Origin of the sequence: Vibrio sp. Y10_XG_PY6 (assembly GCF_024181795.1) — a bacterium.
GTDB lineage: Bacteria > Pseudomonadota > Gammaproteobacteria > Enterobacterales > Vibrionaceae > Vibrio > Vibrio diabolicus.
Genome location: NZ_JAMZAQ010000002.1, coordinates 769,896 through 796,875, shown reverse-complemented (window position 1 = coordinate 796,875; position 26,980 = coordinate 769,896). Strand labels below are relative to the sequence as shown.

19 protein-coding genes are annotated in these 26,980 nt (G+C 42.1%); 15 read left to right on the top strand and 4 right to left on the bottom strand.

Translation table 11 applies throughout. The features are described from left to right. The first annotated feature begins 269 nt into the window (after positions 1-269). Positions 270-1,697 (top strand): ammonia-forming nitrite reductase cytochrome c552 subunit, encoded by a 1,428-nt coding sequence (gene nrfA, locus NL644_RS11950; protein ID WP_114323229.1) that lies wholly within the window; start codon positions 270-272, stop codon positions 1,695-1,697. Between the two features lie 87 nt (positions 1,698-1,784). Here nrfA and NL644_RS11945 read toward each other — a convergent pair whose 3' ends face one another. From NL644_RS11945 to gyrA, 3 genes are all read right to left on the bottom strand, one after another. Further along, positions 1,785-2,339: a hypothetical protein gene (locus tag NL644_RS11945; protein ID WP_114323230.1), complete on the bottom strand. Its 555-nt coding sequence runs from the start codon at positions 2,337-2,339 to the stop codon at positions 1,785-1,787. 41 nt (positions 2,340-2,380) lie between these two features. Further along, complete coding sequence (locus tag NL644_RS11940) at positions 2,381-3,004, bottom strand: cytochrome c (RefSeq protein ID WP_006743142.1); 624 nt, start codon at positions 3,002-3,004, stop codon at positions 2,381-2,383. Between the two features lie 123 nt (positions 3,005-3,127). Further along, complete coding sequence (gyrA, locus tag NL644_RS11935) at positions 3,128-5,848, bottom strand: DNA topoisomerase (ATP-hydrolyzing) subunit A (protein ID WP_005394780.1); 2,721 nt, start codon at positions 5,846-5,848, stop codon at positions 3,128-3,130. A 480-nt stretch (positions 5,849-6,328) separates the two neighbouring features. On the opposite strand from gyrA, the gene ubiG reads away from it, so the two are divergent. The 11 genes from ubiG to NL644_RS11880 all read left to right on the top strand — a co-directional run bounded on the left by ubiG (position 6,329) and on the right by NL644_RS11880 (position 22,080). Continuing rightward, entirely contained in the window at positions 6,329-7,036 is a 708-nt protein-coding gene (gene ubiG / locus NL644_RS11930; RefSeq protein ID WP_031780424.1) for a bifunctional 2-polyprenyl-6-hydroxyphenol methylase/3-demethylubiquinol 3-O-methyltransferase UbiG, read from the top strand. A gap of 501 nt (positions 7,037-7,537) precedes the next feature. Beyond that, positions 7,538-9,820 (top strand): class 1a ribonucleoside-diphosphate reductase subunit alpha, encoded by a 2,283-nt coding sequence (nrdA, locus tag NL644_RS11925; protein WP_005394788.1) that lies wholly within the window; start codon positions 7,538-7,540, stop codon positions 9,818-9,820. A 202-nt stretch (positions 9,821-10,022) separates the two neighbouring features. Next, the gene (locus NL644_RS11920) at positions 10,023-11,249 is read left to right on the top strand and encodes a hypothetical protein (RefSeq protein ID WP_222133566.1); all 1,227 of its coding nucleotides are present in this window, start codon (positions 10,023-10,025) and stop codon (positions 11,247-11,249) included. A gap of 2 nt (positions 11,250-11,251) precedes the next feature. Continuing rightward, positions 11,252-12,877: a hypothetical protein gene (locus tag NL644_RS11915; protein ID WP_253658425.1), complete on the top strand. Its 1,626-nt coding sequence runs from the start codon at positions 11,252-11,254 to the stop codon at positions 12,875-12,877. Between the two features lie 2 nt (positions 12,878-12,879). After that, positions 12,880-15,114: a hypothetical protein gene (locus NL644_RS11910; protein WP_253658424.1), complete on the top strand. Its 2,235-nt coding sequence runs from the start codon at positions 12,880-12,882 to the stop codon at positions 15,112-15,114. Beyond that, a complete protein-coding gene (locus tag NL644_RS11905; protein WP_047725737.1) occupies positions 15,107-15,505 on the top strand; it encodes a hypothetical protein in 399 nt (132 codons plus the stop codon). Before NL644_RS11910 ends, NL644_RS11905 begins: the two co-directional genes overlap by 8 nt. Further along, positions 15,505-15,948 carry a hypothetical protein gene (locus tag NL644_RS11900; protein ID WP_047725738.1) on the top strand — a complete coding sequence of 148 codons (444 nt, stop codon included), beginning with the start codon at positions 15,505-15,507 and terminating at the stop codon, positions 15,946-15,948. The genes NL644_RS11905 and NL644_RS11900 overlap by 1 nt, the downstream gene beginning before the upstream one ends. Further along, entirely contained in the window at positions 15,948-18,134 is a 2,187-nt protein-coding gene (locus NL644_RS11895; protein ID WP_047725739.1) for an ATP-dependent RecD-like DNA helicase, read from the top strand. The genes NL644_RS11900 and NL644_RS11895 overlap by 1 nt, the downstream gene beginning before the upstream one ends. 313 nt (positions 18,135-18,447) lie before the next feature. Next, the gene (locus tag NL644_RS11890) at positions 18,448-18,678 is read left to right on the top strand and encodes a hypothetical protein (RefSeq protein WP_047725740.1); all 231 of its coding nucleotides are present in this window, start codon (positions 18,448-18,450) and stop codon (positions 18,676-18,678) included. A 495-nt stretch (positions 18,679-19,173) separates the two neighbouring features. Then, on the top strand, positions 19,174-20,316 hold the full coding sequence (locus NL644_RS11885; RefSeq protein WP_047725741.1) for an SIR2 family protein: 1,143 nt from the start codon (positions 19,174-19,176) through the stop codon (positions 20,314-20,316). Positions 20,317-20,325: 9 nt separating this feature from the next. Further along, positions 20,326-22,080 carry an ATP-binding protein gene (locus NL644_RS11880; protein WP_047725742.1) on the top strand — a complete coding sequence of 585 codons (1,755 nt, stop codon included), beginning with the start codon at positions 20,326-20,328 and terminating at the stop codon, positions 22,078-22,080. A gap of 58 nt (positions 22,081-22,138) precedes the next feature. Here the strand turns inward: NL644_RS11880 and NL644_RS11875 are convergent, their stop codons facing one another. Next, positions 22,139-22,378, bottom strand: a complete 240-nt coding sequence (locus NL644_RS11875; protein ID WP_047725743.1) for a hypothetical protein — start codon at positions 22,376-22,378, stop codon at positions 22,139-22,141. Between the two features lie 356 nt (positions 22,379-22,734). Here NL644_RS11875 and NL644_RS11870 point away from each other — a divergent pair, with 356 nt between their 5' ends. The 3 genes from NL644_RS11870 to NL644_RS11860 all read left to right on the top strand — a co-directional run bounded on the left by NL644_RS11870 (position 22,735) and on the right by NL644_RS11860 (position 26,694). Next, positions 22,735-23,688, top strand: coding sequence for a LysR family transcriptional regulator (locus tag NL644_RS11870; RefSeq protein ID WP_218955748.1), 954 nt, complete (start codon positions 22,735-22,737; stop codon positions 23,686-23,688). A 151-nt stretch (positions 23,689-23,839) separates the two neighbouring features. Continuing rightward, a complete protein-coding gene (locus NL644_RS11865) occupies positions 23,840-25,783 on the top strand; it encodes a TonB-dependent receptor (protein WP_253658423.1) in 1,944 nt (647 codons plus the stop codon). 32 nt (positions 25,784-25,815) lie between these two features. Next, positions 25,816-26,694, top strand: a complete 879-nt coding sequence (locus NL644_RS11860; RefSeq protein ID WP_253658422.1) for an alpha/beta hydrolase — start codon at positions 25,816-25,818, stop codon at positions 26,692-26,694. The last annotated feature ends 286 nt before the right edge of the window (positions 26,695-26,980 follow it).

The following is a 26,980-nucleotide window of genomic DNA, read 5'->3' as shown; positions in this document are numbered from 1 at the left end:
TGTTCAAAAAGCGACCTTAATCACCTTATTTTTAGAATGGTTATACCCATAACACGCTGTGATTAAAGGGGATTACAAAATACCACTTTAGGGTTATATGAACTTAAACATGATTAAGATCACTAGCATAAATTGATCTAAAACAAGGCCATTTTCGGTCACTATTTCATCTATTCAATTCACTATTAATATTAACGATAGATCTCCGATTCTTATTTGGAATAGCTCCTCACAACGCTGCTAATAAAAACGAATATGGAGATAACACCGTGAGCATAAAACACTGGATGAGCGCACCTATCGCGGTTGCGACCTTATTCGCCAGCCAATTATTTTTGGTTGGTGCTCCTTTGGCGGCAGAGGATACTGGTCTCATAGAACCTCGCAATGATACCTTTGAACAAAACCATCCTGACCAATATCACTCTTGGAAAGCCACATCGGAAAGCGAGCATATTGAAGATGCCTTAAGTGAAGACCCAAACATGGTGATCTTGTGGGCCGGTTATGGTTTTGCTAAAGACTACAACAAAGCGCGCGGTCACTTTTACGCGCTTGATGATGTGAGGCAAACCCTCAGAACCGGCGCACCAGCAGACGAAGACTCCGGGCCAATGCCGATGGCTTGTTGGAGTTGTAAAAGCCCAGATGTCGCCCGCGTAATTGAAGAGCGCGGTGAAGACGGTTATTTCGAAGGTAAATGGGCACGCTTAGGCTCAGAAATCGTCAACCCTATCGGTTGTTCCGACTGTCACAATACGGGTTCTGAAGCCTTCAAGAAGGGCGAACCCGCACTGGCACTGACTCGCCCATACGTCGAGCGTGCTTTTGACACCATCGGCAAAAATTTTGACCAACAATCTCGCTTAGATAAACAAGCGTCAGTCTGCGCTCAATGTCATGTCGAGTACTACTTCACAGGTCCGACTAAAGCAGTCAAATTCCCGTGGGACATGGGGACCAACGTCGCTGATATGGAGAAATACTACGACGCGTTGAACTTTAAAGATTGGACGCACGCCGTTTCAAAAGCACCAATGCTCAAGGCACAACACCCAGGTTTCGAAACTTGGAGAGCGGGTATTCATGGCAAAAACAAAGTGGTGTGTGTGGACTGTCACATGCCTAAAGTAACCAAAGAAGACGGTACGGTATACACCGACCACAAAGTGGGTAACCCGTTTGATCGTTTTGAAGACACCTGTGCGCAATGCCATACTCAAACCAAAGAGCAGCTACAAGGCATCGTTTCGACTCGCAAAGCGCAAGTACTAAACATGAAGCTAACCGCCGAGAAGCAAATCGTAGCGGCGCACTTTGAAGCAGGTGCAGCATGGGAAGCAGGAGCAACAGAAGAAGAGATGCAACCTATCCTACAAGATATTCGCCATGCACAATGGCGTTGGGACTACGCGATTGCTTCTCACGGTGTCCACATGCATGCTCCTGAGGTAGCACTTGAAGTGCTAGGTACTGCAGTTGATCGCGCTGCTGACGCCCGTACCAAATTGGTTCGTTTACTGGCAACCAAAGGCATTACTGACCCTGTTCAAATTCCAGATATCTCGACCAAAGCAAAAGCGCAACAAGCACTAGGTATGGATATGGAGAAGATGAACGCAGACAAGAAACACTTCCTAGAAACGGTGGCACCAGAATGGGATAAAGCAGCTGCTGAGCGCGAAGCAACGTACTGATCAGTATCGATTACACTAGCTTAAATGGATAAAACGAAGGGCGCACGTTGCGCCCTTTTTGTTTGATAGAAGGCAGAGGAAAACAGATTAGCGACGAGGAAGTCTCAGCCTAGGCTGAATATGTGGACGTGTTTTAGGCATCTGCACATTTGGGCGTGTAACTGGGCGCTGGATCTTCGTTTCCGGCAATGCTTTTCTTTGTTGAAGCTTTTCCGCCACGGCTTTGTCTTGTAAAGCCGTAGGCTCGATGCGCTCGGGGCGGTTCTCCCACTTGGTTTGAATCTCCTGCTTTTGCTCGTCAGGCAGCGATTGCCAATGATCGTCAAGCTGTCGCTTCATGTTATCGATATTGGCGGACATATCATCGTCTTTCCAATCTTCGACTTTGTCTTTGATGGATTGCTGTTGCTCTTCATCCAAGCCATTCCACCACTCTTCTAGTTTCTCTTTGTATTCATCGTCGTTGTCGCAACAACCCGGATAGTAATAAATCCAGTAGTCGTCATGATCGTACCACCAAGGGTCGTAATAACCGGAAGAGTAATAAACCGTAGATGAGGTGCCAGAATGTTCGGAAGAGCTACAACCCACTAACACGGAGCCGCACAGCACCACAAATATTCCGAACGCTTTATTCTTCATTCGTCCCCCACCTTTCTTCTATTACTTATTAGAGTCTACGCCTACAACAGCTCTTTCGCTTTATTGATCGAGTTAATAATTTGTACTCGATCTAAGCTTGGATCGTTCGAGTCGAGTAATAGCACCCAAGTATCAATGGCTTCCTGAAAGCGGAATGACAGAAAATGATCATTGGCAATCAACGACAAAGCCGCTTCATTATGCGGTTCTATCTGCAAAGCTTGTTCTAGAAGCAAACTGACTTCTTGCGTCATTGATTGCTGGTGAATGTAGTATAAGGTCGTTGCTTTCGCAGCAAGTTGCGTGGCACCGACTGGCTCAGTTAGTTGGATGGCGTAATCAAAACAAATCAGTGCGCCATCCAGTTCTCCCTCTAGCAGGTAGCCCTGCCCTAACTGAAACCACAATTCGGCATTGTTTGGGTCTTCACGTAATTGGTCTTGAATTTCCTGCATGATATCGCGAGCAGTCATCATTCGAGAGACTTCAGCTTGAATAGGTTGTGGAGGAGATTGACGCAACAATAAGAAGCTAGCGCTGGTTAACACTAGTACCAAAGCACAAAAACCGAACCATTGTGCCGCTCTTACTCTTGAAGCGCTGAGCGATAATACGACGACGAATAATCCCATCAAAGTGATGGCAATGAAAAACCAAACAGACATAACGCGCTCCCTAGACAAACTGAGTATTAGTGTACTGGTTTAATGCTTGTATTGCGTTGATACAGGTACAAAAAAGCCGAGCAACTGAGGCTCGGCTTTTTACATTAGAATAGTAACGAAAGATTACTCTTCGTTACCTTCCTCTGCATCATCAGCGGCTGGCGCTTCTGGAGTATCTTGCTGCGTATTTTCATCTGTTGACTCTAATGCTTCTGCTTCTTCACCAGCAGGCAGCTCTTCGTCATCAACTTCTTCAATACGTTGCAAACCAACAACAGATTCGTCTTCCGCAGTACGGATAAGCGTTACACCTTGTGTGTTACGACCAACCTGGCTAACTTCACCCACACGAGTACGTACTAGTGTACCAGCGTCGGTGATCATCATCATTTCATCACCTTCAACAACCTGGATAGCACCAACTACCGGGCCGTTTCGCTCAGAAACTTTGATAGAAACGACACCTTGAGTGCCACGACCTTTTGTCGGGTACTCACTCAGCGCTGTACGTTTACCGTAACCGTTTTCTGTAACTGTTAGGATGTCGCCTTCGTGTGAAGGAACGATAAGTGATACAACTTGGTCATTTTCAGCCAGTTTCATACCACGCACACCAGAGGCGGTACGACCCATAGGACGAACACCTTTAAACTTGATCTCTGGCTGACCATTCTCATCAAGAACTGGCTTACCATTTTCGTCAAGTACTGGAATTTCTTCTGCTTCTTTAAAGCGAACCACTTTACCCGCTTTAGAGAACAGCATGATTTCGTTTTCGCCGTTAGTGATATCCACACCGATTAACGAATCGTCTTCACGTAGGTTTACTGCAATCAGGCCATTTGAACGAACATTTGCAAATTGGTTCAACGGCGTTTTCTTAACCGTACCGTCACCTGTTGCCATGAAGATGAATTTGTCTTCAGAGAATTCATCAACACGCAGAATCGCGGTAATGCGCTCACCTTCTTCTAGTGGAAGGATGTTCACAATTGGCTTACCACGAGCAGTGCGGCTCGCTAGAGGCAATTGGTAAACTTTCAGACGGTATGTTTTACCGCGAGTAGAGAAACACAAGATGTTATCGTGGGTATTCGCCACTAGAAGACGCTCAATGTGGTCTTCATCTTTCATCTTGGTCGCACTCTTACCTTTACCACCACGGCGCTGTGACTCGTAGTCGCTCAGTACTTGGTACTTAACGTAACCACCGTGCGATAGAGTAACCACAACGTCTTCACGTGCGATCAGCTCTTCCATGTCGATATCATGGCTCGCAGCTGTGATTTCTGTACGACGAGCATCACCAAAGCCGTCACGAACCGCTTCAAGTTCTTCGCGGATCACTTCCATCAAACGCTCAGTGCTTGCAAGGATATGCATGAGCTCAGCGATTTCTTCTAGAAGTGTTTTGTATTCGCCAAGAATCTTCTCGTGTTCTAGACCTGTTAGTTTGTGTAGACGAAGATCTAGGATAGCTTGTGCTTGTTGCTCAGTCAGGAAGTACTGACCATCGCGAATGCCGTATTGAGGTTCTAGCCATTCAGGGCGTGCTGCATCTGTACCAGCACGCTCTAGCATTGCTGAAACGTTGCCTAAATCCCAACCACGAGCGATAAGACCCGCTTTTGCTTCAGCCGGTGTTGGCGCCTTACGGATAAGCTCAATGATTTCATCAATGTTGGCAAGCGCTAGCGCTAAACCTTCAAGGATGTGGGCACGTTCACGCGCTTTACGTAGTTCGAAAATAGTACGACGAGTCACAACTTCACGACGGTGATCAACGAAGCACTTCAACATATCTTTCAGGTTGAATAGCTGTGGTTGGCCATTGTTTAGGGCCACCATGTTGATACCGAAAGTGGTTTGCAACTGAGTCTGAGCGTATAGGTTGTTTAGAACCACTTCGCCCACAGCGTCGCGCTTACATTCAATAACAATACGCATACCGTCTTTATCTGACTCGTCGCGCAGTGCACTGATGCCTTCAACTTTCTTATCTTTAACTAGCTCAGCGATCTTTTCGATCAAGCGAGCTTTGTTTACCTGGTATGGGATCTCAGTGACGATGATGGTTTCTTTACCATTCTTCTCCACTTCGATGTCCGCTTTCGAACGCATGTAGATTTTGCCGCGACCTGTTTTGTACGCGTCTACAATGCCTTTACGACCGCTGATCAGCGCCGCCGTTGGGAAATCAGGACCAGGAATGTAATCCATTAGTTCATCAATAGTGATTTCTTCATTATTGATGTATGCAAGACAGCCATCGATCACTTCGCCAAGGTTATGAGGCGGGATGTTGGTTGCCATACCTACTGCGATACCAGAAGCACCGTTAACCAATAGGTTTGGAATTTTAGTTGGAAGAACCGCTGGGATCTGCTCAGTACCGTCGTAGTTTGGTACGTAGTCTACGGTCTCTTTGTCTAGGTCAGCCAATAGTTCGTGGGCAATTTTTGCCATTCGAACTTCGGTGTAACGCATTGCCGCAGCAGAGTCGCCATCGATAGAGCCAAAGTTACCTTGACCATCGACCAGCATGTAACGAAGCGAGAACGGTTGAGCCATACGTACGATTGTGTCGTACACAGCACTATCACCGTGTGGGTGATATTTACCGATTACGTCGCCGACAACACGGGCTGATTTTTTATATGGTTTGTTCCAATCGTTGCCTAGTACGTTCATCGCGAATAAAACGCGGCGGTGTACTGGTTTTAGGCCATCACGCACATCTGGAAGAGCACGACCCACGATGACTGACATCGCATAGTCTAGATATGAACCTCTAAGCTCATCTTCAATGTTTACGGGCGTGATCTCTTTAGCTAAATCGCTCATAGAGCCATTATCCCTCTATTATCTGATCGTAATTACGATACGTGTAAGGTGCAAAAATATAACACACAATTCATCACTTCGGCATCACTTTCCCTCTCCTTTTATCAGGTTGTGAGCTTGGTTATGAATCAAATGTCGAGAATTTGCACACTCATCCCATATCTTTCTGATTAGTGGTTATATTTCGGTCAATATTGAGCAAAATCGGACTCTGTACGTATGGAACTTAGTTGAAATCGTTAATCCCAATATATCCACACAACGTCAAAAATGCCGGTTTTAGAGTATTGTCACTGGCACTAGTTCAAGGATGAACAAAAAACATGCAAGCCCTTTCAAAGTTACAGGAGCCTGTTGTTGCCGCACCAGTGAACTCTGTCATTGTCCCTTCACTAAGCACGTCGAGGTTGTTTGGTTATAAAACGTTGGAGTATACTGACGCCCTCTAAAGGACTCAGATTGAATGCAATAAAACCAATTATGACTAAAGCACAAAACGTCGACCCAAGTGAAATTAAGAAATTCGAGGACATGGCTTCTCGATGGTGGGATTTAGAAGGCGAGTTTAAGCCACTTCATCAAATTAACCCCCTTCGTTTGAACTATGTACTTGAAAAAGCAAATGGCTTGTTTGGCAAGCGCGCACTTGATGTCGGCTGTGGTGGTGGCATTCTTGCTGAAAGCATGGCGAAAGAAGGCGCTATTGTGACTGGACTTGATATGGGCAAAGAACCTTTAGAAGTCGCGCGACTACATGCATTAGAAACAGGTACTCAACTGACCTACATTCAGAGCACAATAGAAGACCACGCTATAGAAAACGCAGGGACTTACGATGTCGTGACTTGTATGGAGATGCTTGAACACGTTCCAGATCCTCTCTCCGTTATCCGCTCTTGTGCTGCGCTAGTAAAACCTGGTGGTCACGTGTTTTTCTCAACCTTGAACAGAAACATCAAGTCATACTTGTTTGCTATTGTCGGTGCAGAGAAGCTTCTTAAGATTGTTCCTGAGGGGACTCACGAGCACGAGAAGTTTATCAAGCCTGCCGAAATGATGAAGATGATAGACCAAACAGACCTAACAGAAATGGGCATTACAGGCCTGCATTACAACCCTCTTAATGACAGTTACAAACTCGGCCGTAATGTAGATGTAAACTACATCGTTCATACTAAAAAATACTGAACGCCGTTATGTTAAAAAATGCGTTTTGTGATTGACATTTTTTGTAGAAAATGAATCGAAAGCGGTAGCACAAAGTTGCCGCTTTTTTTGTCTTTTTATGCCTAAAATTCGTGCTCTAGATTCCATTTTAACCAACCTATTTTTCGTAGATAAAAACGGCCAAAGATCAAGGAAAATATTTTTGCATGCGGTTATTTCTAAACCGATCTCAAAACCGTGCTTTTAACCATTCAAGTCTGCCCTTTTCTCATCGGTTAGTGTTCACTTACTGATTTTTTTCATTTTGTCAGTTATCCACAAGTCATCCCCGATCTGTACCTTGATAAATCAGTGTAATAGCACTATCTTGTAACCCGCAAACAAATGAACCCCTATATGTTGTGTTTAAGCGACAATATATAGATAGACTTTGATCACAAAGCCGCCGCAAGCTTTACTCATATTGCACATAAACAAACAAAAATACGGCTTTTATCAGTTTTCTTAGGGAAATAAAGCAGAATGAACCAACAACTTACCGTCACCAAGCGTGATGGCCGTAAAGAAAGTATCGATCTGGATAAAATCCACCGCGTTATCACTTGGGCTGCAGAAGGTCTAGATAATGTTTCGGTTTCTCAAGTAGAACTTCGCGCTCACATCCAGTTTTACGACGGCATCACAACGACAGATATTCACGAGACAATCATCAAGTCTGCGGCAGACCTGATCTCTGAAGAGACTCCGGATTACCAATACCTAGCTGCTCGCCTAGCGGTATTCCATCTGCGTAAAAAAGCGTATGGCCAATACGAGCCACCAACGCTTTATGATCACGTGTCTCGCCTCGTCGATATGGGTAAGTACGATCAACATATTCTAGAAGACTACACAAAAGCAGAACTCGACGAACTTGATGCGTACATCGACCATAAACGCGACCTAAACTTCTCATACGCGGCAGTTAAGCAGCTAGAGGGCAAGTACTTCGTACAAAACCGTGTAACGGGCCAAATTTACGAAAGTGCTCAGTTCTTATATATCCTTGTAGCAGCGTGCCTATTTGCGAAATATCCAAAAGCAACGCGTCTTGATTACATCAAGCGTTTCTACGATGCGACATCGACATTTAAGATTTCTCTACCTACGCCAATTATGTCTGGCGTACGTACCCCTACTCGCCAGTTCAGCTCATGTGTTCTGATCGAGTGTGGCGACAGTCTTGATTCTATCAACGCAACAGCAAGCTCGATTGTTCGTTACGTATCTCAGCGCGCTGGTATTGGTATCAACGCTGGTCGTATCCGTGCATTAGGCTCAGAGATTCGCGGTGGTGAAGCGTTCCACACTGGCTGTATCCCGTTCTACAAATACTTCCAAACCGCAGTAAAATGTTGTTCGCAAGGTGGTGTTCGTGGTGGCGCAGCGACTGTATTCTACCCAATGTGGCACGGCGAAGCTCGCTCCCTAATGGTGCTTAAAAACAACCGTGGTGTTGAAGAGAACCGTGTTCGTCACATGGACTACGGTGTACAGCTGAACAAACTGATGTACCAACGTTTGGTTGAGGGTGGCAACATCACACTATTCTCACCTTCAGACGTACCAGGTCTATACGACGCATTCTTCGAAAACCAAGAAGAGTTTGAGCGTCTATACGTGAAGTACGAGAACGATCCTTCAATCAAGAAAGAAACGGTTAAAGCGATTGAAATGTTCACTCTGCTAATGCAAGAGCGTGCATCAACAGGTCGTATCTACATTCAGAACGTGGACCACTGTAATACTCACAGCCCATTCGATTCTGAAGTAGCGCCAGTTCGTCAATCGAACCTATGTCTAGAAATCGCACTGCCAACGAAGCCATTAACTAACGTTGAAGATGACTCGGGCGAGATCGCACTATGTACGCTTTCTGCCTTCAACCTTGGTGCTATCAAGTCTCTAGATGATTTCGAAGAGCTATCTGATCTTGTTGTTCGTGCGCTAGATGCACTGCTTGATTATCAAGATTACCCTCTACCAGCGGCATACAAATCGACGATGAACCGTCGTACGCTAGGTGTTGGTGTGATCAACTTCGCTTACTACTTAGCGAAGCATGGCGTGAAATACTCTGACGGTAGCGCAAATGGCCTGACTCACCGTACGTTCGAAGCAATGCAGTACTACCTACTAAAAGCATCGGTAGAACTGGCGAAAGAGCAAGGCAAGTGTCCTTCATTCGACGAAACGAACTACGCGAAAGGATTACTGCCGATTGATACGTACAAGAAAGATATCGACCTAATTTGTGACGAAGCGCTGCACTACGACTGGGACAGCCTACGTAAAGAAATTATGGAGCACGGCCTACGTAACTCAACACTGACTGCGCTAATGCCGTCTGAGACTTCTTCTCAGATTTCAAACGCAACTAACGGTATTGAGCCACCACGTGGTTATGTTTCAGTAAAAGCTTCGAAAGACGGTATTCTGAAGCAAGTTGTACCTGAGTTCACTGAACTTAAAGACAACTATGAACTGCTTTGGAACATCGGTTCGAACGACGGTTACCTACATCTTGTGGGTATTATGCAGAAGTTTGTTGACCAAGCTATCTCTGCTAATACTAACTACGATCCGTCACGCTACGAGACTGGCAAGGTACCAATGAAGAAACTACTTCAAGACCTGCTAACAGCGTACAAGTTTGGTGTGAAAACGCTTTACTACCATAACACTCGTGATGGCGCAAAAGATGAACAGAAAGACGCTGTTCAACCACAAGATGACGATTGTGCTGGCGGCGGTTGTAAGATATAACTGGTGTGTTTTTATATATGTAACATTTTTTGTGGTTAACTAAAAAATGTTTTTATTAAACAATTACTTATAATGGCGTCCTTGTGACGCCTTTTTTTATTTTAAAGTGAAAATATTTCACGCCACTTGAATATGTAACATTTAAGATATAACCTAAAACCCATAAGGATATTTCACCTTACATGGATATGTAACATCGGTTATGAGATACAAAGTCAAAAACATTCGTCACCCTAAATATGATAATCAACTCCTTCCAATGCTGGTTGATACCGAGGATTGCGACTGCCCACTTCCATCGGCTGCGCTATGGGGATTCGATTTGTGGCATAGCAAACCGCTAAATACAGTAAAAGCGCGATTACGTGACTTAGCTGTTTTCTATGAGTATGTCGATAGACATCATCCCTCATTTTTCGAAGATGCCGCAGCCATTAAAATTCTCAGCCATCGGCAAATTACGGCTATAAGCTCAGCTCTATTAGTGAATTACAATTACACTGTTGATGATGGTGTAGTGGTCAAACCGTCCACCTTTAATCGTCGAATTGACTCTATATCACAATTTTTAAGTTTTCATTATTCTCGTTATGTTAATAGATTGAATGACTTGGAACGTATGGATGACCGACAAAAACATGTTTTTGCGATGATCGGACGGTTTAGGAAAAAACGCTACTCCAAGACAGAGATAGAAATCCATACGAACCAAGCTAAGTCATTATCAGTCGAGGAAGTGAACATAATTAGGGATATTGTAAGACCCTCGACTATAGACTTTTTTAATGAAGTAAACCCTTTTAGCCCAGAACTTCAAAGAAGAAATGCTTGTGCGATTCTATTACTCATTGAGCTAGGTTGCCGTGCTGCTGAGCTAGTTTTAATTAAAAATAACGACGAGCATCTGAAACTAACAACCAATCCAACTGTGGTGATTACCACAGAAGATAAAAACAGTAAAAGTTTTCGGGGTCGAGCAGACGGAGCTTCGCATAAAACCTTAGGGCGAGAATTGCCCATATCTCAAGGTTTGTCGAACTTAATTATTGATTATATTGAAGAAGATAGACCTAAGCTACGTAAACCATTTAATGATCAATTAACAGACTACCTATTTGTAAGTAAATCAGATGGGGGAGCAATGACTACCGATGGGCTATCATATTTGATCGACAGCCTTTATCGAAAAATGCCTGAACTGGTTAACACTATTCATCCTCACCGCTTACGAGTTACTAAAGGGATTGAAGTTCGCGATGCCGTTGATAAAGATTATGAAGGTTCCAACTCTCCAATGACTAAATCGGGAGATATGCAAGATACATTAACGACTTGGGGCGGTTGGTCTTCAACCAGTAATATGCCTAAGCACTATACAAAAGGGCTTCTACAAAGAAAGCTATCTGAATATTTAGCAAAGAGTGAATAAATATGGGGCATGCGGCTACACAATATTTATCAGAAGATTCATTTGATCCTTATTCTCAAGTATATGATTTCGTCTCAAGCTTAAATGGTGATTGTGACCCTTTCCCATCTCAGATTGAAACTTATTTTGGACAAACTGTTCAGTTACGGGATCTAAGCGGACGTTTGTTGAATAGAATTCAGCTAATCAACGTAGGTAAAGGCCATGATTTTTATAACTTAAGTGATCATTATTCTGGCGATACTTACCTCGACTACATCGCTGCTAAATGTTGGATAGATACAGCAATTGAAAGATCTCCAGCTTCAATTAATCATATCTCCGAAGGTTTTAACGTATTACAAGGTATTAGCTTTACCGAAGATACCTACTCAAATGAAAGAAAATTTGCGAAAGAACTAGGCAGAAAACTATCTTCAGTTATCCTCAAAAATAAGGATAATCAGCGAGCTTTCTTATCTATTAGACAATTTGTTAAGTACGGTATCGCCAATGATTACTGGGGCTTTACAGATGAGTTAGAACTAAAAGTTTCTGAAGTCGCGGTTAAAGCGATTGGACGTAAAGAGCGCGTATCTATGTTAGATCATGAATATGGCCCCTTCACTCGCTCAGAAATTTCTCAAATAACAACAGCAATACAGGATGAAAAAGTTAAGACTGAGTTTCGCGTTTTAGTTGGATTAGCCAAAAGATTTGGACTTAGACCTATACAACTAGCTTTACTACGTGAAGACGATATTTATTACGATAAAAAGAAGCTAGCTTGGTATATTCTGATCCCACGAGTAAAGGGGCGTGCCGCACAATTGCGTAGAACCGAAGGGAACTTTACTGTTCGCGAATTGCCAGTAGAGTTAGCAGCAGAGATTAATCAATTAATTCAAGACCATTCCAACTTAGTTGAAATGGATGCAGACGGTAAAGAACTTCCGAGACCATTATTTAAAGCAAAAAAAGTTAATAGTGAATTCTTAAAACATAAGCTATTGGCTCCTTATGCATGGCATGTCAACTCAAAAAGAATCACTTCCATATTTGGCATTGAAATTCCTCAACTATTGCAATTAAAGTCTGTGTATTGCAGGGATGAAGACGGTAATCCTTATCCACTTAAAATGAACGCCTATCGTTTCCGTTATACGTTAGGCACTCGCATGGTGATGGAGGGCAAGACACCTGAAGAAGTTGCGTTAGCTCTAGACCATTCAACAACAGCATCAGTACAGCACTATTTTAAATACAATCAAGATCTTATTGATTTTATCGATGATACGTTTGAAGTATCTACTGCTCTAAAAAATGCCGCTTTACGATGGCAAGGTTATTTTATCGATGAAGACGATAATCTTGAAGGTAGCCTAATTCGTGTATCGGATGTTCTCTCTATTGGGAAGTGTTTAAAAAAGACCTTATGTGAATATCATCCAACAGTGAGTTGCTATGGCTGTAGCCGCTTTAGACCCTTCAAGGACGCTAATCATCAAAAACAACTAGAAGTAATCGAGAAAGAAGTCGAATTTGTCAAAAATAATTCAACAGGAGCGGTTCAACATCAGTTAAACGAAGCATATGAAGGTGCTTTACAAATTGTTGAAGCTCAAAAAATTATGAGGGGTGAAAAATAACGATGAACCCTATCGATTTTCGCTCTCAAAAAGTAAATAAGGCTCTACAAACACTAATAGACCGTGTTCATGAAGAGAGGAATTTAGCACAAGTTGACTTCGACACATTAGTGTCGAAAGGAACCATAAGAGGTCAATGGGATGAGAGCGGTTGGCAGTATCGCGGTCGCACTATCTATTTTAGAGGATGTCTTGATATAAATGGAGCAATCGTTACTTCCCATACAAAAATTGAAGATAGCGTCTTGATGCAAGGGATATGGGGAGACATATATCGCCTTTTTACACTACATAGTATTAAAAAACACAAATCTGGAAATGAACGAACTATTCCAGGCTTACTTAGTCGTATCGCCTGGCTAGGAACTTCACTAAACTTTGATGAAAACGCATTGCTATCAATGGATCAAAGTAAAATTGATGCCCTAATACCATTACTACAAACCTATTATGAAAAGCCCAGAGGCACCTTTGAGCGTTATAAAGACTCGGTATCTTTTATCAAGAATTTTGTAGTTAAGAAGAGCTTTTGTAAGACCTTTGTGCCTAAAGTTAACATGAAAAACCCTGCATTGGAACGTAATGACGTAACCACGAATACAAAAAAGGAAGCTCAGAAAGAAAAACATGTTGAAGATATTGGTCTGTACTTTGGGCGCATAAAACAAAAATTTGATGCGGCTAAACGCCTTGTCGAATCAGGCGGTACACCAGAATACTTTCAACCAAAAGATGGATATGATGAGCTTAGATTGCTAGCTACACCTTTTATGGAAGGTCTAGGGCTACGTATCGGAGAAGTACTTCGTCTTCACAAAGATTGCCTTGGGTTCGATGAAGACAGACAGCGTTATTTCCTCAGAGTGCCAGTCGAAAAAGGGGAACTTGCTTTCGCTAAGTCTATCCCTAAAATTTGGGAAAAAGTGATAGTAGATGCCCATGCAAGAATCCTTGAAATAACAAAGCCTCACCGAGACTTTGCTCGTAAAGTTGAGCAAGAAGGTGCTCAAGCATTTATAAATTCATTTACCTTTCCAGATCGACCTGAGAATTTTGAGAATGCTCTCAAGGAACATGGATATGACCCCGATCTTCATTTTGCTCGTAGTGAAATAGGCACAAGTGGTGACATACATGTTTCGGGACTAACCGTAAGTTTGTTGAGAGAAAGTAAAGCTATTCAGGGTCGATACTCACAATCAATTGTCGGTAAATTAAAGTGTAAGTATGGTGACGAAAGAGCCGCAAGACAAAGAGTCATTATCTCAAAAGAAGAGCTTAGCAAACTTTGTTTGAAAGAGTATGAAGACACCAAAAGGATGGTGTATCGAGCTAATGATAACGTTGATGCAAAAGAAGAGATTGTATCAACCTCCTATACAATTGATATGCCTTTTAGTGAATTTTTGTTTATTGCTAAGAATGATACTTTTGACGCAGGGACAAAATCTCATGGCTTAATTCCATGTCCTTTGACATATAGGGCTTACACTCGATGGATAAACAATGACGAAAAAGGAAGCCGCCATAAAACGATATTCGAAAACTACGATATTAAAGATGAAAACGGTGACGTTGTTTCTTTGAATTCACATCAAATACGCCACTGGGTTACTACAGCCCTAATTCGGGCGGGAAAAAACGAATCAGCAATTGACCTATGGATGGGGCGAACGCCTGGACAAACAAGACATTACGACCATCGAACAGCGAAAGAACGAGCTGAGGCAATGCGTAAACGGTATATGTCTGAAAATCCACCCGATGATGTTCTGGGCAGACGCATAAAGCGTATGAGAAATAATAACGTTTCGCTAGATGAAATAGAGACAGCTCTAAATCACACCATGTCTGCTGTTCATTACACCCCTTGGGGAACTTGCGACAGAGATTTAGACGTATCACCGTGTCAAAAAGGAATGATGTGTCTACGGGGTAATGATGGTGAAACATGCAATCATTTTGGAATAGATCCAACCGATAAAGAAGCTCTAGTTAATATTCACAATACAAAGGTTCATTATGAAAATCAGCTAAGTGCGCTATTGCCAAACTACGATGAGCTTTCATTGAAACTGAATAACCAAGAACCTCTAGACCAACATGTACAGTTTTGTATAGACACAATAAACGGTTGCATTGCTGCACTAAAAGCCTATGAAAACGCAGAAAAAAATGAAGCTCATAAAATTCCTATCGTTCAAATATTTAATCCAGAGAATATAAAAGATGAGTAAGGCTCCAGAGTGGCAAACTATTGCGCTGAGTAGTTTAGAGTTTTTTATTAAAAACCCAGAGTATAAGCACGAATTTGGACATGATTACATTGCTGACAGATGTGGTGTAACTCGTATGACTTTGAATCGCAACACACCATATATGAAGCGGTATAAAGAAGTCAGAGAATTTCTGCGAGGATATAAAACCGTAGATCCTTCGCAAGGAGCAACGCCTATTGATGGCTACAAGGAAAAGTATGAAGCACAAAAGGAAGCGAATCAGGAATTGACCCGTAAGATTGAAGCCCTTCAATTACGCTTAAATGACTGTTATCAAATGCTGGAAGATCAAGGTATTGACCCTGAGTTTATTTATCCGACAAAGCTGAAAAAACATAAGGAAAATTAATGGCGAATCCTCAAGCAGAAGTTAATTACCAAAAGTTCATAACATTTGTGAGAGAGCGAGAATCTGAGGGAGATTGGGAAGATTATCGCTCTAGAGACAATCACAGTTTGAACAAACAAGCTATCGCTAAAGAATGTGGCTTTGACAGGAAAAGAATTAATGAAAATTCTAAAATCATTGAAAAATTTGATGAAGTCGTCACTGATTTATTAAAGAAAGGGATACTCACCAAGGATTCAAGAACTGGTACAGACAAGGTAAGTGAAAAATCTGCCGCTATCTCAAATAGTGTAGATAAAAAGACTCTGAAATTTGCTCAGGAATGCAATGCTGCACTAGAACAAGAACTTAGAGAAACCAAAATTCAGCTTCAAAAAACTGAAGAAAAACTGAAGCATCTAGAAGTGATTGAAAGCTACATGATGGAAACAGGACGCTTGTAATGGAGCAATTCTCTGGTGATGTGCAAATTCGTTCCATTCGTAGTAAAGGGGCAAAGGGAGGAATTATATTTTCTGCTGTAACTCTTTGTGATAGTCCCACGCGTTTTGTCATTAAAGCTGGATTTGATGTAGCACCCACTCCTTCAATATTCAAAGAAAAGCATTTTTGGCATGTCGAAGGCACCGTAGAAAAACAAAAAATAACGTGGAAAGATGGCACGTCAAAGGAAGAAAAAGTCATAAAACCCACAAAGATATCTTTTGTTAAGGCTGCAAACGAAAATTTAAAGAGACTCCTGTCAGAATCCAAAGTATTCAAAGGGATAAGTGGAGTAAAGGCTGAAAAACTAGTGTCCTTTTATGGCGACGAACTATACCAAATTGCGGCTAATAATGATGCTGATAGGCTGACCCCAATCTTAGGCGCACACGTTGCTCAGACGTTGATCGATGGTCTGAATGCGTATCAAGAGTTACATTGTCTAAAGCTATTAGACGACTTAGGTGTACCAGCATATGTGGGTGAATCTGTCTTAAAAATATGGGGGCTAAGTGCTTATGACAAGATTAAAGCTAATCCCTATGTGCTTGTAATGTTTATGGCGAGTTTAGAAGCCCTGGATGAGTATGCAATAAATCGGCTTGGCTTTAAATCTGACTCCCCAGAACGCCTTGTAGCGTATGCAAAAGAAACACTTTATGAAGGATTCAAATCAGGTAACACGTGCCTACCGCTTGCAGAATTAAGGCAGAAACTAAGAAGAAAAATTGGTGACTTAGCCCTGACAGCTATTGATATCTCGATTGAAGATAAAGAAGTAATTGTTGACGAAGACATAGCGCAGGTCAGAAGCATGGATATCGTTGAATCAGGTGTCGCTTCAATAATATCTAGTCTTACTAAATATCCATTAAATCCAATTGTTAGCAAGCATATTGATGCCATTATTGCGCAATACGAATCACGAGTTGGTTTTGAGCTTACTGAAGAGCAACAACATGCAGTATCGATTTGTACTGCTGCCAGACTATCTGTCCTGACAGGCGGTGCTGGATGCGGCAAAACAACCGTACTTGAAGCTATCTGTTTCGCATTGGAAAGTTTAAAACTGACTAGCAAAATCTATTTGATGGCATTGTCTGGAAAAGCCGCCATGAGAATTACGGAGGCTACAGGACGTCAAGCCATGACAATTGCAGCGTTCATGTATCACGTCAATCAGGATGACATTCCAGAGGATGCTACATTCATCATTGATGAAGCGTCCATGATAGATATTCTTTCTATATATCAATTACTAAAAAGAATTCCAAGTAATGGGAGAATTATACTGACGGGAGATGAAGAACAGTTACCACCAGTCGGAATCGGTCTTATTTTCCATGCTCTCGTTGGTGTAGAAAATATTTTCAATCCTAACCTGACATCGGTTAAGCGACAGTCAGAAGCCTCTGGCATACCTACGGTAGCAAACAAAGTGAGATGCTATCCAATGACGAGAGAACCCATCCCTTTCGCTCCCTATAAAGGTATTGGGCAAGGCGTTAGTTTCGTTCAGTGTAGCAACGCAGATATTGAGACAGAATCATTGCGGCTATACGAAGAATTAGGTGGAAACGGTGAAAATAATGATGTCCTTCTCTTGTCAGCAATTAAATCCTCCTCAGGCGGCGTTCTAAGCCTAAATACGCTCATACATGACAAGTTTTCCAAGGGAGATGCTATAGAGTTTACAGATACCGAATATGGAACAGTACAACACGCTATAAATGGTAGCACCTTGAGGGTTGGTGAGCTTGTCATGTATACAAGAAACGATTATTCCAAAGGGATTAGAAATGGATCTATTGGTAAGATAATCAACTCAACCAATCAAGAGGTTTTTGTGGACTTTGAAGGTACACAAGTAACCTTAAACCCGTCAGAGTTAAAGCACTTAGAGCATGCATACGGACTGACAGTTCATAAAAGCCAAGGTAGTCAATTTGACCGTGTAATTGTTGTAATCAAAAAGTCGAGGGTCATTGACCGACATCTAATTTATACAGCGTTAACCAGAGCAAAGCACCAAGTTGTGTTTGTAGGAGATGTGTCGGTTCTATACGAATCTCTCCTTATATCAAAGGCTTTTAGCCGCCATACAAAGATATCAAAATTTATAGATGAAGCGTTAGTCACTAATTAACGCTGAAGATAATGCATAAACTCGCCAGGTCACCTAGAAGTTATATCTAGGTCATTTAGATGAATTAATCTGACTCTAAACTGTCAGTTTCGTTACTTCGATGTGACAAGATCTGACAGGTTACCCTAAATGGTTCTTCCCCAACCACGCGCATAACAAACATTTTAAGAGAGCACTAGACAGCAGCGACACTATCTCAAATTTCATGGGATTGAAGAGGAGCTAGAGCACTATCATAATTCTTCTGAAGACAAGTTTGTGATGCAACTAACTTCTCTTTTTCGAGATAAGATCTCCATTCGTGCTATTAACGATGACCAATCAAAAACAATCAAAGCCAAGCGAACTACTATCCACTACTCTAGTGCCGATCAATGGTCATACCGTCGCTTGGGTTAAGATAAGGCCATCAAAAGATTACTTATTCTTTTACCAAGAGAAGGTGGGTAGAGAACACTTCTATATTCGCTCTGGTCGCAATAAGCAAAAAGTAAAGCCTGATGATATCGAGTATTATCTGGCCCTACAAAAGGCTGTTCGATGAAGGATAATGTCCTGCTCTGTAGGGTTCAAACTTACTTTATTAATCGAAATCGGCTGAGCTAGAGTAAAACCTAAAACACATCTGCCCCATTCGGTGTTAGTACTGTATAAATCCTAATGTCGGCAAAGCGTAACTTGACTTAGTTTTCGTCATGTCGGTAATCTGTGAAAAGATATGCAACATGCCACCTGAAAACAGGAAACATGATGGAAGCAATAGTAGTTTCTCCGCCTCTACGTGGTAATTGGAATGCATTGAATTGTTCAGGAGGCCAGGAGCCTAACCATGGCACCAATAAGTAGTGGAGCAGGTCAGCATCTCTATTTTCACATCTGTATTTAGTGTTTGGATTAAGAAAAGTAAACATTTTTCTCAACTAGTGTTTTAACGCGAAATACAAGCGCAATAAACAACCCATACTTAACCTAAGTCACTGACTGGGAAAAATTTATTTCGGTATAATGCCTGTAACAACAAGCTCTCAAGAAAGAAACCATGGAACTCATAGAAGAAATAAGCATCAATGATGTCTGGCAACACAACGTCAACCTTCTGATTGGCTCAGGCGCATCCTTCGGGCTTTTCCCTACCCTTGCGACCGAGATGGACGGCGAGTCTATTGAAACGCTTGGGAAATACTTTGAGGACACTGGAAAGAGCGAGCTTAAAACACTGCTTTTCATGCATTACTATAGAAACTGCATTGAGCCAGTAATTATGTTCGACCTCGAATCTATAAAGATTGGCGCTGACATACTAAACGATGCCGATGACAAGAAAAAACTGGCCGTTATCGAGAACTACAAGCAGTTGCTTTTAACGTTAAGAGCGATTGCTTCAAGAAATAAATCGCAACTCAAGGCAAACATTTTTACTACTAACTATGATTCTTGCTTTGCTGAAGCTTATGAAGAGTTACTCTTAGACCATGCCAATCTCGACTTTACGCTAAATGATGGCGCAAAAGGGTTTCGCCGCAAGTTCCTTGAGGCTCGTAACTTCGATACCTTGGAAGTTCGACACAGCGTATTTGGCAAAAACAAGTGCGAGATTCCGCAGGCTAATCTTGTTCATCTACACGGCTCTGCATTTTGGAATCTAGATGATGCAAGAATCTCAGTAAACTACGACGACAATAAACCAAAATACGATGATGATTTCTTCGATGACATTGAGGGTGAACTAGAAGAGCTAGAAGATATTTTAAACGACGAGCACTCAGATAGAGATGACTTCGACTCCATTGATTTTTGCGCAGAGTTCAGCGGCAAAGAAAAGAAGTTCTGGGAGATATACAAGAAACTCCCGATAGTAAACCCTACAAAGTGGAAGTTTCACGAAACCGTATTTGATGAACACTACTATCAAATGCTCAGATTAATGAGCTATGAGCTTGAAAAGCAAGACTCTGTACTTGTTGTTTTTGGGTTTTCGTTTGCGGACGAACACATAACTAACTTAATCAAACGTTCACTCGGAAACAAGTCTCTCACGATGTACATCTGCTGCTTCGACATACCGACAACTGAAGCAATGGAAGAGCTTTTCGGTAGCTTCAATAACGTAAAACTAGTGTCTCGTGACACATTTCTTGATTTCAACTTGTTCAATACCGAAGTTTTCAAGCTTCCAAGCTAGGAGTCTTACATGTCGATTCTAGTTGGCGAAGTGATAGCCGTTCGCGGCGTAAAGGTGTCCATTAAGGTCTTTGAGAGTTCAAATAAAGACACGTTGTTTTACGATGGAACAAAGTACAAAGGTGTGTCCATTCGCGAATATGTTCAAATAGAGCGTGGCTTTAAGAAAATCATTTGTATCGTTGAGGGCGAATACCTAGACGAGAAACGAGTTGATGACGAACAGCAGTGCATAAGGACGGTGGACTTAAAGCCCATTGGTTACTTTGAGTCTGGCAGATTCTTTGAGGGCATTAAGCACCTACCTTTAATCAAAGACCCTGTTTATCTGCTTGAAGAAAACAAGCTTTCTGACATCTATGGCAATGTTGGGGGAGATTTTGTGATTGGCAAGCTACTAAAAGAGGAGTTCCCAGTCTCTTTACCTTGGCAAAAGCTGTTTAACACTCACATTGGGATTTTTGGAAACACAGGCAGCGGAAAATCGAACACCTTAACCAATTTGTACACCACGCTGTTTGATAAAAAAATCAAGTTAATCAAAGACAAAAGTCAGTTTGTTATAATCGACTTTAACGGAGAATACACCAACGGTCAGCTAACAAGCGAGCAGCACAAGCGCATCTATACACTCAACACTCGCAAGGCAGAAAACAAGTTTCCACTGGCCAAGTCAGAATTCTGGGATACTGACACCTTGAGCTTATTGTTTCAAGCCACTCAAAATACCCAAAAGCCATTCATCAATCGTATAGTCAAAGGAAAGCAACTCTATGATTCAAAAGCGAACTTTCTAAACTACATCAAAACCACATACGAAAAAGTTTTTACCACAGCAGCACCCCATCCTGAGCTACTTGACCTCATTCGTGGCATAACAAGTACACTAGGGAATGAGAAGATTAAAAACACGTTAAAAACGGTTGCGTTCCACGGAACAAACAAAGTCTTCTACACCATTGGTGGTACTTATTTTAATGCTGACGGTGCTGGTTATAGAAACAGACTCAGGGATGACGTTGACGCTATAACCATACCCAAAGGGTTAAGCAATCTAGACCAGTTCAGCATTCGCTGTCACATACAGTTGATTCGCGACCTCATTAGTGGCTATGTGCAGTTTGACTTCATACAGCCACTATTAAAGAGGATTGAATCTTCTCTAACGAACCTAACCAAGGTCATTCGAGTTACAGACACGCCGCCAGCTAATAAAGCTGTAACGGTGATTTCACTAAGAAAATGCAATCAAGACATAAAAAAGGTCATGCCGCTACTTGTCGCCAAGCATTATTACAATCCTCACAAAACAAGCGTAGCCAACCCACCCGATAAGACCATTCACCTTATTATCGACGAAGCTCATAACATTCTATCTCAGCAGTCGAACAGAGAAAGCGAAAGCTGGAAAGACTATAGACTTGAAACCTTTGAGGAAATCATCAAAGAGGGGCGGAAGTTTGGTATGTTCTTAACGCTATCAAGCCAAAGGCCAGCAGACATTTCACCCACGATTGTGTCTCAGATTCATAACTTCTTCATTCATCGACTTGTTAATGACAGGGATTTGTTTTTGATAGATAACACTATCAGCACCCTTGATAGCATGTCTAGAAGCATGATTCCCAACTTATCGAGAGGAAGTTGTGTCATTACTGGCACTGCATTCGACCTCCCTATGCTGCTTCAGGTTGACGAGCTAGCTAAAGAAAAACAACCTGACAGTGAAGATGTTGACCTAGAGCAGCTATGGTCAGACGATTGATTAGCCACAAAAAAGCACCGCTCAATGCGGTGCTTTTTGTTCTTTAATGTGACATAAGTTATTCAATAGTTTGCTCTTTTGGCTGTTCACGCAGTGTAATCAATAAACTATCGACATAACCATGGGCTACATCACAAACGCAGGCTTTAGGCTTTTGTCGCTCGCTCTCACCTGCTTCTACTTTGGCGTAATAATAAAACGAGCCAAACATGTTATCTAAGTTTGACGCCGTGCTTGTATTTCGGAAAAGTATTTCAGTAGGCTTTGTATGACCAAAATATTTTTCAATGTAGTTCATACGTACAGCTCCAGCAACTAAACATCGTCAACACCAATACTTTCTTTATTAATAACTCCCTTCGCAATAGCCTTTTTGAGAGTTAAGTCTGCTGACCTAGTAGCACTTTCTTTTGTCAGACGTAGCGATTAGCCAGACCTGAGTTAATTCACCGCTCGCTAAACTAGCAAGAGTTGAAAATGATTTTTTCAAAGGACGTGTTGACTCAGACTCGGCAAACACGTCTTTGCCCCTTTTCGTGTTAGCACGGAGACAGTCCTGTTACCAGAATTGTGTTTCAATAGTGCCTTGTAGTATCGAAAATACTTACCTCAAACTCTAGAGATTTATGTACTATACCACCTACTGGAAGCTTGATGGGTGGTATTGACGTGAACTTATCTCAAATTGATCTGAATTTGCTCTTTGTTTTAAAGCACTTGCTCGAAGAAAAGCATGTATCTAACACCGCTATGGCTTTAAATATGAGCCAGTCTGCGGTAAGTCGAGCACTGCAAAAAATGAGAGTTTTCTTTAATGACGAATTACTGGTGCGCAAGAAATACGGCTATGAACTGACTCCAAAAGCAGAGTCAGTAAGGCAAGACATCAATAATGTGATTACCAGTTTAGAAAAACTTGCCCATAGAGACTCGTTTGATCCGAGCACTGTATCAAGCACCGTTAAGGTTTACGGCCTTCTTCCTCAGATTAATACCTTAATGCCTAAGGTTATCGCTAAGATTCGGCAAGAGGCTCCAAACCTTAAGGTCAGTTTGGACTCAGCACCAAAACGTCATTTTGATGCGTTGGTGGCTGGAGATGTTCATTTCGCACTTTCCTCTCATCAACCGCCAAGCTCTGAGCAAAATATCTATCGAATGGTTGTTGCTAAGCGCACTTTCCGTTTGCTTATGAACCGCTATCATCCACTGGCCGATTTAGAGCTAACTCCAGAGCGTTTGGCCGAATTTGACTTTGGACAAGTCTCTTTGCAGGGTGAGAAGCGATTGTCGTTTGAGCATAAATACCAAGAGCTAGGGTTAGCGAACAAAAAAAAGCGTTTATCAGCACCAGTGCAACTGAATAACTTTAGTTCTGCTCCAAGTATCGCAGCCGAGACTGAGATTATATTTCATCTACCGACACCTTTTGCAGAGGCAGCTTGTCAAGACCCTCGCTTGATCGTTCGAGAAGTACCTGCCGAGCTACAGTTGGACTTTCAAGAAGTCTTCCTATATTGGCACAAACGCTTTAACGATGATCCTATGTGTGAATGGGTACGAGAGATCTTTAAACAGCTCTATGTTGGAACCGATACTTTAGCTTAAATGCTTATATCGGGTAATTCGTGGTTAACTATTCGTATATTGGATAGTGATATTCTCTTTTCTCGATAGTGATTAACTTGTCAGTGATTATGATAATCAGGTTTAATTGATAATAATTATTAAATGCAATTACATTTTAAGCCTATTCAATATGAAGCCTCTTTTCACATACTCTCTATTTTCTACATCAGTTGTTTCTGCTTGTATTACTGTACCTATGGTCGTTGTTGCAAATGACCAGTTACCTGAGACTGGTATCAATACAACAGCAATGGAAACCGTAGTGGTTACAGCCTCTGGTTACGAACAGAATGTCACAGAAGCGCCAGCAACAATAAGTGTTCTCACCCGAGAGCAACTTGAAAATCGCTCATATAAAGATTTGACTGATGCTTTAAGTGATATACCTGGTGTAACCGTTACAGGAGGTGGTGATGGCCAAGATATCTCAATTCGAGGTATGCCTGCTCAATATACGGCCATTCTTGTTGATGGCAGGAAGCAGTCTGGTCGAGAAACTCAAACTAATGGTAGTACGTTTACTGAACAAGACTGGCTTCCCCCGTTGAGTGCAATTGAACGTATTGAAGTTGTACGTGGCCCTATGTCAACCCTTTATGGGTCTGATGCTTTGGGGGGTGTTATTAATATTATTACGCGTAAAAATTATCAAGAGTGGCACGGAAGCTTGCGTGCAGAAACGACGCTTCAAGAAAATTCAAAATCTGGCAATAGCTATCAAGGGCAGCTTTACCTTGCTGGCCCTGTCATTGATGGTCTGTTGAGTACTTCTTTGACTGGACTGTATCAGGAAAGAAAAGAAGATGAAATTGAAGGTGGTTATGCAGGTAAGACACTCGACAACTATCGAGCTTCTTTGTACCTCACACCTACCTCGGATGACACTTTTACTCTGGAGTTCACCAATCATAACCAAGAGCGAGAGACCACTCTAGGTAAATCAGTGGAGCGAGAGTCTCAAGTTGCAGTACGAGAATATGAACGCCAATCTATTGGTTTTAGCCACGACGGAAACTACTCTTGGGGTACAAGTTCTTCATTTATCAGTAATGAAACAGTAAAAAATATCGGTGCAGATAAAGAAGTCGAGAATAGTCAAATTAATACGCAATGGGGTCTGCCTCTTAATGCTCACTACTTAACACTGGGCGCATCTTTCGAGCAAAAGGATCTGACTGATAATAAACTTTCATTGACCTCTAAAAACAAGCAATGGGCAGTATTTGCTGAGGACGAGTGGTATCTCACGGATACATTCGCTCTCACCCTTGGTTTACGTTACGACGACAATGAGATCTTTGACGGGCAATTTAGCCCAAGAGCTTACGGGGTCTGGTCTATTGACCCTAGTTGGACGCTAAAAGGTGGTGTGTCTACGGGTTATCGAGCACCTAGTTTGACACAAATGGACGAAGAGTGGGTTCAAGAGAGCTGTAGAGGACGTTGTTCTATTTACGGTAATCCAGACTTAACAGCAGAAACCTCCATCAATACAGAGATGGGACTGTATTACGTTAATGAGCGAGACCTTTCTGCAAACATTACTTTGTTTTACAGCGATTTCAAAGACAAGATCGAAAGTGAGTTTGTCGATCCGACGTGTACTGATAGCAGAAGTTGCGACCGCACTTACGTCAACATTGATGATGCGAACAGCTATGGTGTAGAAAGTTCCGTATCTAAGGGTATTACAGAGTCAATTACACTAAGTGCAACCTACTCGTATACTCGTAGTGAAAAGAACACTAATGACGATGATGATGGCTTGCCTCTTGTACAAGCACCTGAACATATCTTCTCACTTAATGGTGATTGGGCAGTGCGTGATGATGTTGCTTCATGGGCCCGCATGAACTATCAAGGCAAAGAGAAAAACAACACAACTAGTGATAGCACAAGAACGTTGGCACCTTCTATTACTTACGTGGATCTCGGTGTGAACTGGCGTGTAACTAAGAATGTGAAGTTAATGGCAGCGGTTTATAACTTGTTCGATGAGCAAACCACAGAGGAAGAGTTTGGCTACATTGAAGATGGCCGACGCTACTGGTTAGCGGCTGAAGCGACTTTCTAATCTACTCACTTTTTTAAGCGAATAATAAAACAATGAATACGAAAATTAAGTCTGCGATGACCTCTCTGCTACTTATGCCCTTTGTCTGTTTGGCTGGGGAGTTCAATGTAGAGAAGGATATCTTGTTCAAAACTGTAGGTGAGAGAGAGATTAAACTTGATCTTTATACTCCTTCGGTTGAATCAAATACTCAGTACCCGTTATTAGTCTGGGTACATGGTGGTGCATGGAAACGTGGGAGCAAAGACGCCATCCCAGAAAAGAACCCATTATTACTTCAGTCTGTGTTGAATGAAGGTTATGCGCTAGCTTCAGTTGATTATCGTTTAAGTGGAGAAGCGATCTTTCCTCAACCAGTACAAGACATTAATGATGCACTGAACTATTTGTACGACAATGCTGAAAAGCTCGGTATTAAAGCGGACAATGTTGTGATCATGGGACGCTCTGCTGGCGGGCACCTCGCTGGCTTTATTGGTGCGACTAACTCGACATACAACCAAGTAGATTTCTATGAGCCACCAAAGTACAAGGTCTCAGCCGTAGTAAGCTTTTTTGGCCCTACCGATTTACTTGAGTTAAGTAATAAAGGTGGCAAGAAAACCAGCAAAAAGTCGTCTGTATCTCGTTTCTTAGGAGATATTCCAAACAATATTCCAAAGCTTGCCAAGAAAGCATCAACGACGAGTTATGTGAATGAAAATACTCCACCATATATACAGTTACACGGCACCTTGGATAAGCGAGTGCCTCTATCTCAAAGTGAGATACTTAAGGCTAAGCTTGATGAGTATGGAGTTACCAACCAACTTTTCATTGAAGAAGGTGTAGGACACAGTGCACCTGTCTTTGATACCGAGAAGTACGTTACTCATGTTTTGGACTTCTTAAATAAACACTTTCCGAACTAACAGCTCTAGTCAAGATAAGGCTTAAAAGTTCAAGGGGGGAATACTGAGCCAACTGTGATTACAGTTGGCTTTTTCATGTATCTCTATTGGACATTTTATCATTCTGATTAATGGGAGCGGCTGGCTCATTTTCAGGCAGTAGTTGAATAAATCTATGGCTACTTTAGGGTATGTATTCTAACGTACTTCTGTCCAATGGCATGCTGGCTGCGATCGCGCTAGCACGCCTATGCCCCATTTCACGTTAAAGTATTTACTCAGTCCAGAGCAGGCTCGTAGTTTTTCC

Coding starts and splice junctions, on each gene's coding strand:
- NL644_RS11945 (WP_114323230.1), bottom strand. CDS start 2,339: ATGAAGAATAAAGCGTTCGGAATATTTGTGGTGCTGTGCGGCTCCGTG.
- NL644_RS11940 (WP_006743142.1), bottom strand. CDS start 3,004: ATGTCTGTTTGGTTTTTCATTGCCATCACTTTGATGGGATTATTCGTC.
- gyrA (WP_005394780.1), bottom strand. CDS start 5,848: ATGAGCGATTTAGCTAAAGAGATCACGCCCGTAAACATTGAAGATGAG.
- ubiG (WP_031780424.1), top strand. CDS start 6,329: ATGACTAAAGCACAAAACGTCGACCCAAGTGAAATTAAGAAATTCGAG.
- nrdA (WP_005394788.1), top strand. CDS start 7,538: ATGAACCAACAACTTACCGTCACCAAGCGTGATGGCCGTAAAGAAAGT.
- NL644_RS11920 (WP_222133566.1), top strand. CDS start 10,023: ATGAGATACAAAGTCAAAAACATTCGTCACCCTAAATATGATAATCAA.
- NL644_RS11915 (WP_253658425.1), top strand. CDS start 11,252: ATGGGGCATGCGGCTACACAATATTTATCAGAAGATTCATTTGATCCT.
- NL644_RS11910 (WP_253658424.1), top strand. CDS start 12,880: ATGAACCCTATCGATTTTCGCTCTCAAAAAGTAAATAAGGCTCTACAA.
- NL644_RS11905 (WP_047725737.1), top strand. CDS start 15,107: ATGAGTAAGGCTCCAGAGTGGCAAACTATTGCGCTGAGTAGTTTAGAG.
- NL644_RS11900 (WP_047725738.1), top strand. CDS start 15,505: ATGGCGAATCCTCAAGCAGAAGTTAATTACCAAAAGTTCATAACATTT.
- NL644_RS11895 (WP_047725739.1), top strand. CDS start 15,948: ATGGAGCAATTCTCTGGTGATGTGCAAATTCGTTCCATTCGTAGTAAA.
- NL644_RS11890 (WP_047725740.1), top strand. CDS start 18,448: ATGACCAATCAAAAACAATCAAAGCCAAGCGAACTACTATCCACTACT.
- NL644_RS11885 (WP_047725741.1), top strand. CDS start 19,174: ATGGAACTCATAGAAGAAATAAGCATCAATGATGTCTGGCAACACAAC.
- NL644_RS11880 (WP_047725742.1), top strand. CDS start 20,326: ATGTCGATTCTAGTTGGCGAAGTGATAGCCGTTCGCGGCGTAAAGGTG.
- NL644_RS11875 (WP_047725743.1), bottom strand. CDS start 22,378: ATGAACTACATTGAAAAATATTTTGGTCATACAAAGCCTACTGAAATA.
- NL644_RS11870 (WP_218955748.1), top strand. CDS start 22,735: ATGGGTGGTATTGACGTGAACTTATCTCAAATTGATCTGAATTTGCTC.
- NL644_RS11865 (WP_253658423.1), top strand. CDS start 23,840: ATGAAGCCTCTTTTCACATACTCTCTATTTTCTACATCAGTTGTTTCT.
- NL644_RS11860 (WP_253658422.1), top strand. CDS start 25,816: ATGAATACGAAAATTAAGTCTGCGATGACCTCTCTGCTACTTATGCCC.